Here is a 14,567-nt window from a genome sequence, read left to right as displayed (position 1 = left end):
CCTGACTGCCTTTGTATTTTTTACTGGTTAAATTATGGATGCTGTTCCCATTCAGTGTGGAAGATGCCTTCTTTATCCGTGCGCTGATAGGTATGGGAGCCAAAATTGTCTCTTTGTGCCTGGATCAGATTGGTAGGCATTTTTGCGGAAACAAAAGACTCCAGATAAGCCAGAGAGCTCTGAATAGCACCAATCGCGATGCCGCTTTTGGCTGCCTGAGACACGACGTCTCTTAAATCCTGTTGCCCGGCTTTCACTTCCCCTGCGATGGTCGGGTCCAGCAGTACGTTAGATAGATTCGGATCTTTCAGGTAGGCCTGGTAGAAGGTTTCCAGCAGGGTAGAGCGGATAATACAACCGCCTCTCCATATTTTTACAACATCCTTTAATGGGATTTCCATCTGCAGTTCTTCGGAGGCTTTGACTAATAAGGAAAGACCCTGCGCATAACAGATAATAGTAGAGATATATAAGGCAGCTTCTACCTGAGCTTCAAATTTGGCGGCATCTTCCTGGATTTTATGGACAACCGGCTGATATAACGCGGCCGCTTTCAAACGGTCCTCTTTATAAGCCGATAGCGTACGCATGGAGACTGCCATATCAATGCTTGGGATGGCCACGCCGGTATCCATAGCGTCCTGAGACGTCCATTTTCCGGTTCCTTTGGCGCCAGCTTTATCCAAGATCATATCAACCAGGTAATTACCTGTTTCAGGATCTTTGGTGGCAAATATATCGCGGGTGATTTCTATTAAGAAGGAGGAGAGACGTCCCTCATTCCATTTGGCGAACAGCCCGTGCAGCTGGTCGTTGGAATAATCAAGGCCGTTTTTCAGTAAATCATACGCTTCGCTGATGACTTCCATAATGGCATATTCGATACCGTTGTGCACCATTTTTACAAAATGGCCGGCTGCATCCTTACCCATGTAAGCGGTACAAGGTTCCTGATCCTTGCCCACTTTGGCAGAAATAGCTTCTAAAAGCGGCTGGACGTGATTATAAGCTTCTTTATCGCCACCGGGCATAATGCTGGGGCCGAAACGGGCACCTTTCTCACCCCCCGAAACACCCATTCCCATAAAGTGAAAACCTTTGGGTGCCAGTTCTTTAACTCTTCTTAAAGTGTCCGTGTAATGGGAGTTGCCGCCGTCAATAATAATGTCCCCTTTTTCCAAGTAAGGGAGCAGGCTTGCGACAACGGCGTCCACCGGCTTGCCGGCAGGAACCAGTAAGGTGATCCTTCTGGGTGTAGAGAGCCCCTCTACAAATGTTTTGGTATCGGTGGTGCCTTTTACATATGTTCCGGCAGGCGCTCCTGCCTCCAGGGCCTTGGCCTTCTTTTCATCCAGATCCAGACCCAATACACTGAAGCCGTGATCTGCCATATTATATAAAAGGTTCTGGCCCATTACGCCAAGACCAATCATACCAAAATCAAACTTTTTTTCCATAATCCTTTTCTTTAATTTATGAGAGTACCAAAGTTAGTCAATTTAGGGCTTAGCCACCTGCAAATGATATATTAATTTTTATTTTATTTTTTGAAATGTACTGTTCCATCTGCTGCAATGAAAAACTACTTAGATTTTGGGCAGGAGTTACCCCCGCTTTTTGCGCAACCAGCACCCCGTACCGGATATCATCCAACCCTGCAATACTATGGGCATCCGGGTCAATGGATATGCGTATACCGCGGTCCAGTGCCTGGCCGATATGACGCCAGTCTATATCCAGGCGTCTTGGGTTGGCATTGAGTTCAATGACCACATTATTTTGCTTACACGCGTCCAGTATCTTTTCCATATCCAGCGGGTAACCCTGCCTACTTAGCAGGAGTCTTCCGGTCATATGTCCTAAAATATGGGTAAATGGATGCTCGATGGCTTTTATCAGCCTGGCGGTGGCGTCATTTTGGTCCATTTTTAAAACGGAATGGACGGAAGCTATGACCAGATCAAAGCTTTGTAAAATTTCCGGGGGGTAATCCAGGTCGCCGTGCCGTAAAATATCACTTTCAATACTCTTGAATATTTTAAAAGGCGCCAGTTGCTCATTCAGCTGATCTATTTCCGCGTGTTGTTCCACAATCCGGTCCGGCTGCAGACCGCCGGCGTAACCAGCTGATTTTGAGTGGTCCGATATCATCAGGTATTCAAATCCTTTTTCTTTGGCTGCCAGGGCCATTTCCTTAAGGGTCTGACCGCCATCACTGTAACGGCTGTGACAGTGAATGATTCCTTTGATGTCGCTGGTCTGTATGGGTGGGGGTAATATCTCTTTACTTGCTTTTTCTAAGATCTGCGGAAATTCTCTTTGGGGAACAGGGATAAAATGAATGCCGAGTTTTTTAAATAGATCCGCCGGGGTAAAAGTGCCGTTTTGGGTATACCAGTCAGAGAAGGAAGGCTTTGCGTATTTGCGGAGAACAGCTTCTATAAAAGCCGGAGAACCATTTTGTAAAAAGGCTTGTTGATTCATCCGGTGTTCAATAGGTGAATCCTCCCCGCAGGTAACTCCTTTGGATTGCTCCGTACTCATTAAAGTAAAAGATAAATCCGGTAATTTATCGCTATGGATTTCAAGCCAAGCAAGCGAAGGATTACCCGGATCCTCTGTCCTGATAAACGCAGCAGCCGGATACAATTTTTTTACATCCGGATTTGTAAATACTGCTCTTAGCTCTGTTTCGTTTAGGGTCGTTACCCATTCAAGTTTTTCTATAACCGGTAATTGTCTGATAAACTGCCCGGCCATCTGTATCCGGTTCGCAGGTTGTCCATTTTCCGTGCTGGCGGTTTTCAGCATTTGATCCAGCTCATGGGCCAATGATTCCACCTGGGCATACAGAAACTGTCCTTTTTGATCCTGAAAAAATAAGATAGCTGCTTTAATATTGTCTTGCGTTTTCTGACCAAAGCCTTTGAGTAGCATTAAACGGTTTTCCTCGCAGGCATAAAGTAGTTCTCCCAGGTTCTCTATGCCAAGTTCACGCCAGATAATCTCAATTTTTTTGGGACCAAGTCCTTTGACACCCAGCATTTCTATAATCCCTGAGGGCGTTTTTTCTATGAACTGATCCAATACTTTTATATGGCCGGTAGTGAGTAGTTCACTGGTCTTTTGCCCGACAGCAGATCCGATTCCCGGGATCTCCAGCATTTCTTGCGGTGTCATATCCTTAAAGGGTCGGGCAAATTTTTCAATCGTTCTGACTGCATTCTGATAGGTCCGGATCTTAAAGGGAGACTCCTGGTGTAATTCCATCAAACTGGCCAGTAATTTAAATTGATGGGAGATTTCTTTATTTGTCATGTGTTTATCTTAAACCTTTATTGATTGTATGATGGCCATTTAGGATAGTAGAAAGATTTGTCACTATTGCTTAAATGGGACATGCTGTAAAATTAAGGCAGTTCTCCTTAGGTTGGCAATAGATTTGCCCTTAGTTTTCAAAAGTTACCCGCAAGATTCTTTGAAGCTCCAAACAGGGTAGGGAGATAAAAAAAGTCCCGAAGAATCGGGACTCTTTATAATCAGCTTTAATAGCTTTTTATTTGTTTTTTTCTTCTTTTGAAGCTTAAACAGTCTTTCTTTTTCAAAATTAACTGTTGGTGTCAGAAGAAGAGGCTTCAGAAGCTGCAGGCGGAGGCACGGCAGCCTTCTTAGTGCTTTTTGCTCCAGCTTTTTTAGCTGCTTTTTTGGGAGCTGCCTTTTTAGCTGCTTTCTTAGGAGCTGCTTTTTTTGCTGCTGCTTTTTTGGGAGCTGCCTTTTTAGCCGCTTTCTTAGGAGCTGCTTTTTTTGCTGCTGCTTTTTTAGGAGCTGCCTTTTTAGCTGCTTTCTTCGGAGCTGCTTTTTTTGCTGCTGCTTTCTTCGGAGCTGCCTTCTTTGCTGCTGCTTTTTTAGGAGCTGCTTTTTTAGCTACTTTCTTAACGGCTGCTTTTTTGGGAGCCGCTTTTTTTGCTGCTGCTTTTTTGGGAGCTGCTTTTTTAGCTACTTTTTTAACGGCTGCTTTTTTGGGAGCCGCTTTTTTTGCTGCTGCTTTTTTAGGAGCTGCTTTTTTAGCTGTTGCCATGATAAAATTTATTTTAATGGTTAGTAAATTGATAGTAAATTTATAACCTTTTGTAATAACCAAAAAATATTCTTTGCACAGTATGTTGAAAACTCTGAATCTATTTTATATGGTTTTTCAGTCAGTCATATATATCAAAGTTCGCTAATACCTATAAATAAAGGGATACAGCGAATTCGTTTTAATAAAAAAAACTGAATTTCTCAAAAAAAACAACTTCTTTTTCTTAGAAAAAAAACTTGTTTTTTAACCTTATTTTTCCTTTTTTTCTTCATTTTTCAGCATTTTTCCTTCTTTTTTTAATGGAAAATTGTTCTTTTTTATAGCTGATTTTTCTTGTAATTTTTCTTTATTTCCAAGGTTGTTTTCTGTGTTATTCAACTAGAGGAAAGCGCCCGTTTTATTAGATACTGTTCAACAGGTCCGGTAGACGGCTGAACGGTAATCATCTTTTTATTTTCGTTTTTAAAAGGCTGGAGCGGAAGTCATAGACAGACATTTTTTCTGTGGGTTATCGCCCGTCTTTTTTCCAGAAAAAAGACGGGCAAGGCATAAAAACAAAAAAGGAAAAGTCGCTTTTGGGTGATTGCGATCTTTTCCTTTTTGAAAGAATGGAATAAAGTCTGCCGGCTCTTTTTACTTTACTAACTTACCTTAAAATCTGTTTTGCCTGCATATCCTTTAGGATGGTTTTTGCAAAGTCATAAGACATTTTTTCTGCTGAAGTTGGATCAATGGTTTCAGACTGAGCAGAATACAACATCTTATTTCTGGCTTGTAAATCATAAAGGTTGGTTTCGAAGGAATAGGAAGTGGTTCTTTCATAATAACCTCCATAGGGGGCTCCCCACATATAGGGCGCATAGAAAGAATAATAACTCCAAAAATAATAGGGACCTACTCCATAATATCCGGGCACGAAACGACGCGATGCGTTCTTGTCAATCATGGCAATGGTAATCACTGCGTCAATGCCATCTCTTTTCAGCATTCTGAGTACCTGTTGTTCACTTTTATTACGGAAAGCCATAGGACCGTAAATGTCGGTTGCGGTGACGGCGGCAATGCCCATACTATTCAGGCCTGCTGCCAGTTCATTTTCCATGTTTACCTTTACAGCCCGGTTTTTGGCACTTAACATTCCCAGCACCAGGACTTTATTGAAATGCTGGCCGTTTGCCTGTAAGTCTTTGGAGACCCAGCTGGTGGTCAATCTTGAGGAACTGCACCCTGCTATTAACAGCATCATTACGGGCACACACCAAAGCAATAGTTTTTTCATCGTTTTTCTTTTTATGGATTGACTATTATTGTTTTATGATTTATCTTATTATAGTTGAATTGACTTCTGGAATTATTGTATAAGAGGAAAAACCAGAGGCCCATCCATGACTTATTATTTTTAAGTGAATATACTACTATTTGGTTGTTTGACAAATAACGTATTGAAAAGTAATGACGCTACGCTAGGTTTAACTTTTTTTTACCTGATAGGTGCGTTTTTGCATTAAACCTGACTGGTATTTTCCAGTACCCTTTGCTGGAACTGCCGGTGCCAGTTCATCACCTGAGGCCATAGCAGCTGATTTCCATTATTGAAGATAATGCCATCACATTTATCCATCTTTTGTTCTTCATCCATTTGCTTGCTAATACGGTTAATGGCCGCCTGTTCTGTCAGGGAGTCGCGGAGCATAATCCGCTCTATACGAACAGGCTTTTCTGCATAAACACCCAGGATAAAATCAAGCGGTTTATTGCTGCCGGATTCAAATAGCAGGGCTGCTTCTTTTATAAGGTAACCGACAGGAGTTGGGGGAACCGCTTTTGCGTTTTTAAGGGCCCAGTCTCTTTGATTTTGCCATTTATTTATGGCCTCATGATAAGCTTCGGTCTTTTGTTTTATCCAGTCTTGAGCTGCCTGGATTACCGGAGGATGCGTAATGCGGTTGAGCTGTGCCAGCTTCTCACTATCCTGGAAGACCAGGCTTGCGACGGCTTTTCTGTCCAGGCCCTGTCCATTCGCTAAATAGGCGGAGCTGCCGAAGGCCTCCGTAATGGCCCGGATGATTGCCGGATCAGTATTGATGAGTCTTTTAGCCTCCGCGTCGCTATCAAAAACAGGAACCCCGAGCTGACCAAAAAGTCGGGTAACCACAGATTTGCCGCTGCCGATCCCACCAGTGATGCCTATTTTTAGCATAAGGATGATTTTTTGAGTGTCTGTTGGATTTGAAGATGAATTGCCCGGGCTTTATATTTTTGGTCAAAAAAAGGCGACTACCAAAATTAAGGGATTAATCTGGTGGTCGCCTTGAAATTAATTAGAAAATAACGAAATGCTATTGTAAAATTAATCTAAAACAAATTGATTTGTAGTGGATTATTTGGCCGCAGTTCCGCTTTGCAAACCTTTGGTCCAATCCAGGGAGATAGCGGATTTTTCCAGTTTTACATAGCTGCCTGGGCTGGTTTCCAGCATGATGGTGGTGCCATCTTCGTTCACTTTATTGATGGTACCGTGGATACCGGCTATGGTTACCACTTTATCACCTTTTTTCAGGTCATTGATAAAGTTTTTCTGATCTTTTGCTTTCTTTGTCTGTGGCCTGATCATAAAAAAATAAAAGACCACAATGATACCAACCATGATGATCAGCTGTGCGGATCCTCCACCTGGTTGTCCGCCTTGACCAGCCATCATTAATACTGAATTTAGAGTACTCATTAAATTGCTTGTTTTTATGTGTAAAATTAGTGTTTATATTGTTTAAATATTAGCTGCCTTGTAGCAATGACGGGTTACTTTTCTACTTTACCGGTAAACCCTAACACAAAATGCGTATCATTTATCGTATTGGAACTGACCACAATACTTTTGCGAACACTGCCCGGGGCTCCGTGATTGGTATCAAATAAAGCAGTGACACTCCCTTTTTTACCTGGAAGAACGGCCGTCTTTGTATAATCAGCTACCGTGCAACCGCAGGTAGGTCTTACCTGGGTTATAAAAAGCGGCTTTTTACCGGTATTTTCAAAGGTATAGTTGATTTCTACTTTATCGCCCATTTTCGCTGTCCCAAAATCCTTGAGAGAGTCAATCCACTGAATAGTGGTGAAATTAGCGGTATCCGTTTCAACATTGGCCGGAGCTTTGATATTGCTGCCACTTGTATCCTGACAACTAAAGGTGACGCAGGCCAGACATAACATACTGAATCCGATCAGGCTTATCTTACGCATATGCTTATTTTTATGCTATTGGGATTTGTAAAAATCAGCCAAATTTAGGGAAATCACCTTAGAATCCGGCAAAGAAAATAGCGCCGTTTCATCAGAAAGTACCACTTAGGGCTGATTTCTATTATTTTTTGAAGTCTACTTTTTGAATCTTGTTTTGCGAAATTAGCTCTTTATGAATAGAATCTAAAATCCCATTGACAAATTGACCGCTTTGTTGTGTGGAATATTCTTTAGCAATATCAATGTATTCATTGATGGTCACTTTCGTTGGGATGGTCTCAAAATAAAGAAGTTCACTGAGCCCCATTTTAAGTAAAATCATGTCAATTAATGCGATTCTGTCTGAATCCCAGTTTTTGAGTTTGGGCTTTATTAATTCCATCAGATAGTCTTCTTTATCTAAGACAGTGTTTAACAGAGTCTTAGCATAGAGCCATTTGTCCGGAGCGGCTGCATCACCCACATGCATGGAGCTGGGTTTATGCAGGTATTGCATGACCATTTGCTCTGCCATTTCTGCGTCATCATCCAAATTAGGGTATAATTCTTCCAATTTGCCTAAAAAGCCTTCATGCGTGAGTAGTAAATTGGTGAATATAAAGGAGATAATGGCGGATTCAGCTTTTTTCTCCCGGCTGGCCTCTGTAATATATTGTTTGTAGGTAGCTGTGGTGATCAGTTCCAGAAATATCTTTTTGATAATTTCCTCATCAATCAGACTCTCTGTTTTTTCAATGCTTAATACATTTTGAAAATCAAGGTCTTCTTTGATTTTCCAGATAACTTCATTGCCGGCCAGTTTAATATTAAAGCTGCGATCGGCTTCTGTTACAATATGTTTGGAGGCCAGCTGACGTGCATGTTTTTCTGCGTAAGTCGCAATATGAACTAAGTTATCGAGTAAATACACTACCAGCGCCCGGGTCTGATTAATTTGTTGAAGGAGTGTTTTGGAAAGATCGCCGCTTGCAAAAGCGGGTTTTTCGGGTCGTATCACATCGATTGCGTATAAAAGCTGCATGACTTTAACCCGGATATTTCTTCTGCTGATCATAAGGATGGAATAAGAACTTTTTTTAGAGGGAGCAAAGGTAATTAAAGTTTATTATATGACAACCTAATTTCAGGGCTTTAGTAGCTAAAATCAGCGGAATACTCCGCTTTTATGCCGCCGCGGCTTCAGTTTAGCAATCGTTTAGCAAATTTAGGCCAAAAGCAAAAGATACGCTTTAGGAGAATACATGGAAAACCAGAAGGCCTCGGCTGAATATTACTTTTTTATTTGATCCAAAAAAGCCAGGGCCGCTTCAAAAGGCCGGCCAATGGCGGCCTGGTTTTCGGTGACCAAAACGGGCCTTTGTAAAAGTTCGGGGTCAGCGCTAAGGATTGCAATCACCAGGTCGGTACCCTCCGTTGGTGCTTGGTGGTGCATTGGATTCAACTGAGCGCAGCGTTCAGAAAACGTTTCATCTTCTAACCGAATCAACTGCCTGGGGGCTATACCTGTTCGTTTTAATTTGCGGATCAGTTCTGTCAGCTCTTCCACTGTCAGCGGATCGGTTAGGTAGTTTCTGAGGGTGAAAGGTATCTGCTGATCCAGCAGATACTGATACAGACAATTGCTTTTGGAACAGCTGGGGTTATGGATAAGGGTCAGCTTATTGCTATCCATGATATTACTTAAAATTTAGCCGGAAGATGACTTTATTAATAATTAAAAAGGCGTATCCGATCAAAGCATGCTGGAAGGGATACGCCTTTTTATTCAATGCCATTAATGATTAATAGCGGTAATGGTCTGGTTTATAAGGACCTTCCTTAGCCAGTCCTAAATAACTTGCCTGTGCATCACTTAGTTCATCCAAGGTGACGCCGATTTTAGCAAGATGCAAACGGGCTACTTTTTCGTCCAGGTGCTTGGGCAGGACATAGACTTTGTTTTCATAGTTTTCCGGATGGTTCCAAAGCTCGATCTGGGCCAGTGTCTGGTTGGTGAAGGAGTTACTCATCACAAAGGATGGATGTCCGGTTGCACAACCCAGGTTAACCAATCGGCCTTCCGCCAGTACAATGATTTCTTTGCCGTCTATATTGTATAAGTCTACCTGAGGTTTGATGGTATTTTTTGTATTACCATAAGTATCATTCAGCCATTTCATGTCAATTTCAATATCGAAGTGCCCGATATTACAAACGATGGCTTTGTCTTTCATCAGACGGAACTCACGCTCTGTCACGATATCTCTACAACCTGTAGTGGTAACGATGATGTCTGCTTCAGATACGGCGTCCACCATTTTTTTAACTTCAAAGCCTTCCATTGCGGCCTGCAGCGCACAAATAGGGTCGATTTCAGTGACAATAACTCTTGCACCGGCGCCACGCAGCGACTCAGCTGAGCCTTTTCCTACGTCGCCATATCCGGCCACAACGGCCACCTTACCGGCCATCATGACATCCGTTGCACGGCGGATGGCATCTACCAGTGACTCTCTGCATCCGTATTTATTATCAAACTTGCTCTTGGTGACAGAGTCGTTCACGTTAATAGCCGGGATAGGCAGGGTACCTTTGGCCATTCTTTCATATAAGCGGTGCACACCCGTAGTGGTTTCTTCTGAAAGACCTTTAATACCGGCAACCAGTTCAGGATACTGATCCAGTACAATATTGGTCAGATCACCGCCATCATCTAAAATCATGTTTAAAGGCTTGTCTTTGCTGCCAAAAAACAGGGTTTGTTCTATACACCAGTCAGCTTCCTGTTGTGTTTCACCTTTCCAGGCAAAAACCGGGACGCCGGTGGCTGCGATAGCAGCGGCTGCATGGTCCTGTGTGGAGAAGATATTACATGAACTCCAGCGAACCTCAGCGCCCAGGGCGGTTAATGTTTCAATTAACACGGCGGTTTGGATGGTCATATGCAGACAGCCAGCTATGCGCGCACCTTTTAAAGGCTGGGCGGCACCATACTCTTCACGCAGACTCATCAGGCCGGGCATTTCGGCTTCGGCTAATTTAATTTCCTTACGACCCCAATCGGCCAGATGAATATCTGCCACTTTATAGGGAAGGTTAAAATCTATTTTTTCTATTCCAGTAGACGTATTAGCGGCTGTTGACATAGTTTTTTTATTGATTATCTATATAATTTGCGCGAAAATAAGGTTTTTTTAGGTTATGGGCCAGAATTGACTGCTATATATACCGTAAAAGAAACTTAAAGACCTGTGAATAGGGGTAAAGCCGCTTAGAGACCGGTCGTATCAGGGTGGATATTCGCTTTACTCGTCAGGCGCCTGCAGTTCAATTAGTTGATAGGGCTCCGCCAGTTGGTCAAAGGCCGCTTTTAACCGTTCACTGTGGGTATCGGTGATAAAAACCTGTCCCTTAATGCGGGTGGACACCTGACTTAGTAGGTTCAGCATCCTTTGCTGGTCGAGTTTTTCAAAGACATCGTCGAGCAGTAAAACGGGAGGGTTGCTTTTCTGACGGGCTATATAATAATAAGCCGCCAGTTTGAGTGCAAATAATAGGCTTTTGCGCTGGCCCTGACTGGCCAGCGTTTTAAAGGGCTGGTTGTCAAGCGTGATGTTTAGATCATCCCGGTGGATGCCTTTGGTGGTCCTTTGAAGCATTACATCTCTTTGCTGACTGTTGTGAAGCAATTCCGCTAGCGTTGATGTCAGAAGCTGGGACTGAAAATCCAGCTGTAAGGCTTCCAGTGTCTCATGGCCGGCTATTGCCTGATATTGAGTAATGACCTCCGGAATAAAGCCGGCAAAAAAGGCCTTTCGTTTCTCAAATATAGGGGTCGCTACATGGCTAAGCTGCTGGTCCAGTACCTGCAGAACCCCTTCCATCTGAGTAATCGTTTGTCCGGATTTTAACAGTGCATTGCGTTGCTGTAAGATCTTGTTGTACTGGATCAGCAGGCACAGATAATCATAATCCGTCTGGCTTAAAACCTGATCGGCAAATTTTCGGCGTTCCTCGCTGCCACCTGTGATCAGGATGGCATCATCAGGGGCAATCATGATAGCAGGTATACGGCCGATGTGCTCAGAGAAACGTTCATAGGGCACCTGGTCGAATAAAAATTCTTTTTTCCCCCCGGGGCGGACCACACAGCTTATATCACTTTGATGGGGAGAGCCGGCGCCGTCCTGTATATTTGATTCGAGCCGGAAACCTTCCATGCCGTGCTGGGCGTTTTTGCTATCCGGCCGGTTAAAATAACTGCGCGTAAAGCACAGATAATAGATAGCGTCCAGTAAGTTCGTCTTTCCGCTTCCGTTAGGTCCGGCAATGGCCACAATCCGTTTGTCAAACCGGTAGGTGGCCTGCGTATAGTTTCTGAACTGAATCAAGGATAAACGGGTAAATGTTGACACCCTGCAAAATTAGCCAAAAATAGGGGCTAAAAAAATTTAGAGGCAGTAGCCGGTCGTTAAAGGCCCGGGACTGTGCATGGTGTGTCAAATCCTGGAAGAACAGCCTGGACAACAAGCTGGAAGGACAACCAGAACAAATAATAGGGATGAATAGTCTTTGTTTAGATTCCTGACAGCAAATAAGTACAAGACCTTATCGCTTAATCAAAGCAATATTGGGCCAGTTTTCTTTCCTGTTTACCGGGCTGTATGGGCCGTGATTGTTTAAAGCAAAACAGCTCCCGGATGACCGGCATTTAAAAGGCCGGTCATCCAGGAGCTGTTTTCAGGTTAAAGTCTTTAATATTCCTTTGGATCAAGGATCGTTCCGACCTATTTACTCCAGTGAACCGTAGCCGACTGGACCTTTTCACTATTGGTTCCTACCATGATGTCAAAGTCACCGGCTTCCCAATCAAAGTTCAATTCACTATTATAGAATTTTAAGTCTTCCGGCGTTAAGGTAAACTGTACATTTACGGTCTGTCCCTTTTTAATGCTTAGTTTTTGAAAGCCTTTTAATTGCTGAACGGGACGAACCACTGAGCCTACCAGGTCGCGGATATAAAGCTGGACGATCTCCTGTCCGTCATAATCCCCGCTGTTGGTAACCGCAACCGTGACAGTTAAGTGTTGGCTCCCCGTCAGGGTCGTATCAGAAAGCTTCATTTTGCCATATTTGAATTGGGTATAGCTCAACCCATATCCGAAAGGATATACGGGCAGGTTAGAAACGTCCAGGTAATTGGATTTAAACTTTTCAAACCATTTGCCTTTAGGCAGGGGACGGCCGGTGTTCATGTGGTTATAGTATAACGGGATCTGTCCGACATCCTGAGGAAAAGTCATGGTCAGTTTAGCGCTTGGATTTGCTTTTCCGAATAATAAATCCGTTATGGCGGGTGCTGCCATCGTACCACCGAACCAGCTGTCCAGTATAGCCGTAACATTTTTAGCTTCCCAGCCAAGCGTCAAAGGGCGGCCATTGAATAAAACCAGCACGACAGGCTTTCCTGTCTTCACCAGTGCCTTTAACAGGAGACGCTGCGCGTCCGGAATGCCAATCCGGGACCTGCTGGATGCCTCACCTGAGAACTCAGCGCTTTCACCCAGGGCGGCCACGATAATATCCGCCTTGTCTGCGGCCAGTAGTGCTTCTTGTATTAGTTGCTCGGGCGTTTTACGATTTGTATATCTTGGCATCGTTTTGCCAAACAGGGTGACATTATTTTGCAATGTACTGTCGGCAGTTAAGTCGGAGCCCGGTGCATAATACAGCTGGCTGCTGTCTGCCACCGCAAGTTTCATGGCCTGGAGCAGTGACTCCACACCGTTGTTGTTGGCCGCTACCGCCCAGGTACCGCTCATCTGATTGGCGGCATCTGCCAGCGGGCCGATCAAGGCTATTTTCTGGGTCTTTTTCAGGGGCAGTATCTGCCGCTCATTTTTGAGTAACACCATGGATGCCGTAGCCGCTTTTTTCGCAAAGGCTTTATTGGAATCCGTAAAGACTTCAGTCTTAGCCCGGTCAGCATCGCAGTATTTATAGGGATCTTTAAATAACCCCAGGTCATATTTAGCTTCCAGGATTCTTCTGCAGGCCTGGTCAATTTCTGCCTGGGTGATCTTGGATTCATCCAAGGATGTAGCCAGCGTTTTTAAAAATCCTTCACCAACCATATCCATGTCAAGGCCGGCTCTTAGTGCCAGGGCGGATACCTGCTGATAATCCCCTATCCCATGGGCCGTCATTTCGGGAACACCTGTATAATCGCTGACAACAAATCCTTTAAAGCCCCACTGATTCCTTAGTACATCCGTTAAGAGCCAGCGGTTGCCGGAGGCCGGGATGCCGTCCACCAGGTTGAAACTGGCCATGACCGAAGCGGCCCCGGCATCAACGGCAGCCTTATAAGGGGGGAAATAATCGTTGTACATCTGCAGATGACTCATATCGACCGTATTGTATTCCCTGCCTGCTTCAATAGCGCCATATAACGCAAAATGTTTGACACAGGCCAGGATGTTTTGGTTGGAGGATAAATTGCCCTGATATCCGGCTACCATTGCTTTAGCAATCTGGCTGCCTAAAAAAGGGTCTTCTCCATTTCCCTCAGAAACCCGGCCCCATCTGGGATCTCTTGAGATATCCACCATGGGGCTGAAGGTCCAGTTTATACCGTCTGCCGAGGCTTCCCTGGCTGCCGCCTGGGCCGTTTTTTTTATCAGTGCGGTGTCCCAGCTGGTGGAAAGGGCCAGCGGAATCGGGAAAACGGTTTCATAGCCATGGATAACATCCATCCCGAATATCATGGGGATATGCAGGCGGCTTTCTTTTACGGCAATATCCTGGACGGCTTTTATTTTGGCCTCCCCCTTGATGTTAAACAATCCGCCGACTTTGCCTTCCCGGATGCTGGCGGCAATATTTGAACTCTTTGCCTCACCGGTGGTAAAATCACCGGCGCTTGGCAGGTTAAGCTGACCCAGTTTTTCTTCCAGCGTCATCTTAGCCATTAACTGATCAATAAAAGCCTTTTTATCGGCCTGTCCGGCAGTAAGGGATGTGGAATGAGTACTGTTTTGTTGCGCCTGCGCTGCTCCGGTCCCTAGCGAAGCGAGCAAGGTCGCAACAATAAAAACGGGGACTGCTTTTCGAAGCAATCTCTTACGGGTACAAAAACGCAGTGTAGGAGTAAAGGGTTTTTGTGGAATAATCATAAATGATACTTTAATAATTAGTTTGAAATAATAAAGTTTACTGGCAAAACAGGAGGCATCCTGTTTTTGTGACAGTTACTTGATTTTTGACA

12 protein-coding genes are annotated in these 14,567 nt (G+C 44.1%); 1 reads left to right on the top strand and 11 read right to left on the bottom strand.

Features of this window, described 5'->3' with window-relative positions; all coding sequences use genetic code 11:
* Positions 1–32 precede the first annotated feature (32 nt).
* Together gndA and BLU80_RS10020 are read right to left on the bottom strand one after the other, a co-directional pair.
* Positions 33–1,457 (bottom strand): NADP-dependent phosphogluconate dehydrogenase, encoded by a 1,425-nt coding sequence (gndA, locus tag BLU80_RS10025; protein ID WP_244518861.1) that lies wholly within the window; start codon positions 1,455–1,457, stop codon positions 33–35.
* Between the two features lie 49 nt (positions 1,458–1,506).
* Positions 1,507–3,318 (bottom strand): DNA polymerase/3'-5' exonuclease PolX, encoded by a 1,812-nt coding sequence (locus BLU80_RS10020; protein ID WP_091397496.1) that lies wholly within the window; start codon positions 3,316–3,318, stop codon positions 1,507–1,509.
* Positions 3,319–3,617: 299 nt separating this feature from the next.
* On the opposite strand from BLU80_RS10020, the gene BLU80_RS19545 reads away from it, so the two are divergent.
* Positions 3,618–4,124 (top strand): hypothetical protein, encoded by a 507-nt coding sequence (locus tag BLU80_RS19545; RefSeq protein ID WP_170831199.1) that lies wholly within the window; start codon positions 3,618–3,620, stop codon positions 4,122–4,124.
* A 603-nt stretch (positions 4,125–4,727) separates the two neighbouring features.
* Here BLU80_RS19545 and BLU80_RS10010 read toward each other — a convergent pair.
* From BLU80_RS10010 to bglX, 9 genes are all read right to left on the bottom strand, one after another.
* Complete coding sequence (locus BLU80_RS10010; RefSeq protein ID WP_139188125.1) at positions 4,728–5,360, bottom strand: hypothetical protein; 633 nt, start codon at positions 5,358–5,360, stop codon at positions 4,728–4,730.
* A gap of 225 nt (positions 5,361–5,585) precedes the next feature.
* Positions 5,586–6,281 carry a dephospho-CoA kinase gene (gene coaE / locus BLU80_RS10005; protein ID WP_091397491.1) on the bottom strand — a complete coding sequence of 232 codons (696 nt, stop codon included), beginning with the start codon at positions 6,279–6,281 and terminating at the stop codon, positions 5,586–5,588.
* Between the two features lie 180 nt (positions 6,282–6,461).
* Positions 6,462–6,782: a preprotein translocase subunit YajC gene (gene yajC / locus BLU80_RS10000; protein WP_091397488.1), complete on the bottom strand. Its 321-nt coding sequence runs from the start codon at positions 6,780–6,782 to the stop codon at positions 6,462–6,464.
* A gap of 98 nt (positions 6,783–6,880) precedes the next feature.
* On the bottom strand, positions 6,881–7,321 hold the full coding sequence (locus tag BLU80_RS09995; RefSeq protein WP_091397486.1) for a DUF1573 domain-containing protein: 441 nt from the start codon (positions 7,319–7,321) through the stop codon (positions 6,881–6,883).
* A 121-nt stretch (positions 7,322–7,442) separates the two neighbouring features.
* Positions 7,443–8,375: a transcription antitermination factor NusB gene (gene nusB / locus BLU80_RS09990; RefSeq protein ID WP_091397483.1), complete on the bottom strand. Its 933-nt coding sequence runs from the start codon at positions 8,373–8,375 to the stop codon at positions 7,443–7,445.
* Positions 8,376–8,591: 216 nt separating this feature from the next.
* A complete protein-coding gene (locus tag BLU80_RS09985) occupies positions 8,592–8,993 on the bottom strand; it encodes an ArsC/Spx/MgsR family protein (RefSeq protein ID WP_091397480.1) in 402 nt (133 codons plus the stop codon).
* Between the two features lie 109 nt (positions 8,994–9,102).
* Entirely contained in the window at positions 9,103–10,446 is a 1,344-nt protein-coding gene (gene ahcY, locus BLU80_RS09980; RefSeq protein WP_091397477.1) for an adenosylhomocysteinase, read from the bottom strand.
* 159 nt (positions 10,447–10,605) lie between these two features.
* Positions 10,606–11,715, bottom strand: coding sequence for a DNA replication/repair protein RecF (gene recF, locus BLU80_RS09975; protein ID WP_091397474.1), 1,110 nt, complete (start codon positions 11,713–11,715; stop codon positions 10,606–10,608).
* 372 nt (positions 11,716–12,087) lie between these two features.
* The gene (gene bglX / locus BLU80_RS09970; protein WP_091397471.1) at positions 12,088–14,475 is read right to left on the bottom strand and encodes a beta-glucosidase BglX; all 2,388 of its coding nucleotides are present in this window, start codon (positions 14,473–14,475) and stop codon (positions 12,088–12,090) included.
* Positions 14,476–14,567 lie beyond the last annotated feature (92 nt).

Source organism: Arachidicoccus rhizosphaerae (assembly GCF_900107765.1).
GTDB lineage: Bacteria > Bacteroidota > Bacteroidia > Chitinophagales > Chitinophagaceae > Arachidicoccus > Arachidicoccus rhizosphaerae.
This window is presented reverse-complemented; position numbering and strand designations above follow the sequence as displayed.

Bases quoted from the DNA above. Each gene is read 5' to 3' on its own strand.
- gndA (WP_244518861.1), bottom strand. From the start codon at position 1,457: ATGGAAAAAAAGTTTGATTTTGGTATGATTGGTCTTGGCGTAATGGGC.
- BLU80_RS10020 (WP_091397496.1), bottom strand. From the start codon at position 3,318: ATGACAAATAAAGAAATCTCCCATCAATTTAAATTACTGGCCAGTTTG.
- BLU80_RS10010 (WP_139188125.1), bottom strand. From the start codon at position 5,360: ATGAAAAAACTATTGCTTTGGTGTGTGCCCGTAATGATGCTGTTAATA.
- coaE (WP_091397491.1), bottom strand. From the start codon at position 6,281: ATGCTAAAAATAGGCATCACTGGTGGGATCGGCAGCGGCAAATCTGTG.
- yajC (WP_091397488.1), bottom strand. From the start codon at position 6,782: ATGATGGCTGGTCAAGGCGGACAACCAGGTGGAGGATCCGCACAGCTG.
- BLU80_RS09995 (WP_091397486.1), bottom strand. From the start codon at position 7,321: ATGCGTAAGATAAGCCTGATCGGATTCAGTATGTTATGTCTGGCCTGC.
- nusB (WP_091397483.1), bottom strand. From the start codon at position 8,375: ATGATCAGCAGAAGAAATATCCGGGTTAAAGTCATGCAGCTTTTATAC.
- BLU80_RS09985 (WP_091397480.1), bottom strand. From the start codon at position 8,993: ATGGATAGCAATAAGCTGACCCTTATCCATAACCCCAGCTGTTCCAAA.
- ahcY (WP_091397477.1), bottom strand. From the start codon at position 10,446: ATGTCAACAGCCGCTAATACGTCTACTGGAATAGAAAAAATAGATTTT.
- bglX (WP_091397471.1), bottom strand. From the start codon at position 14,475: ATGATTATTCCACAAAAACCCTTTACTCCTACACTGCGTTTTTGTACC.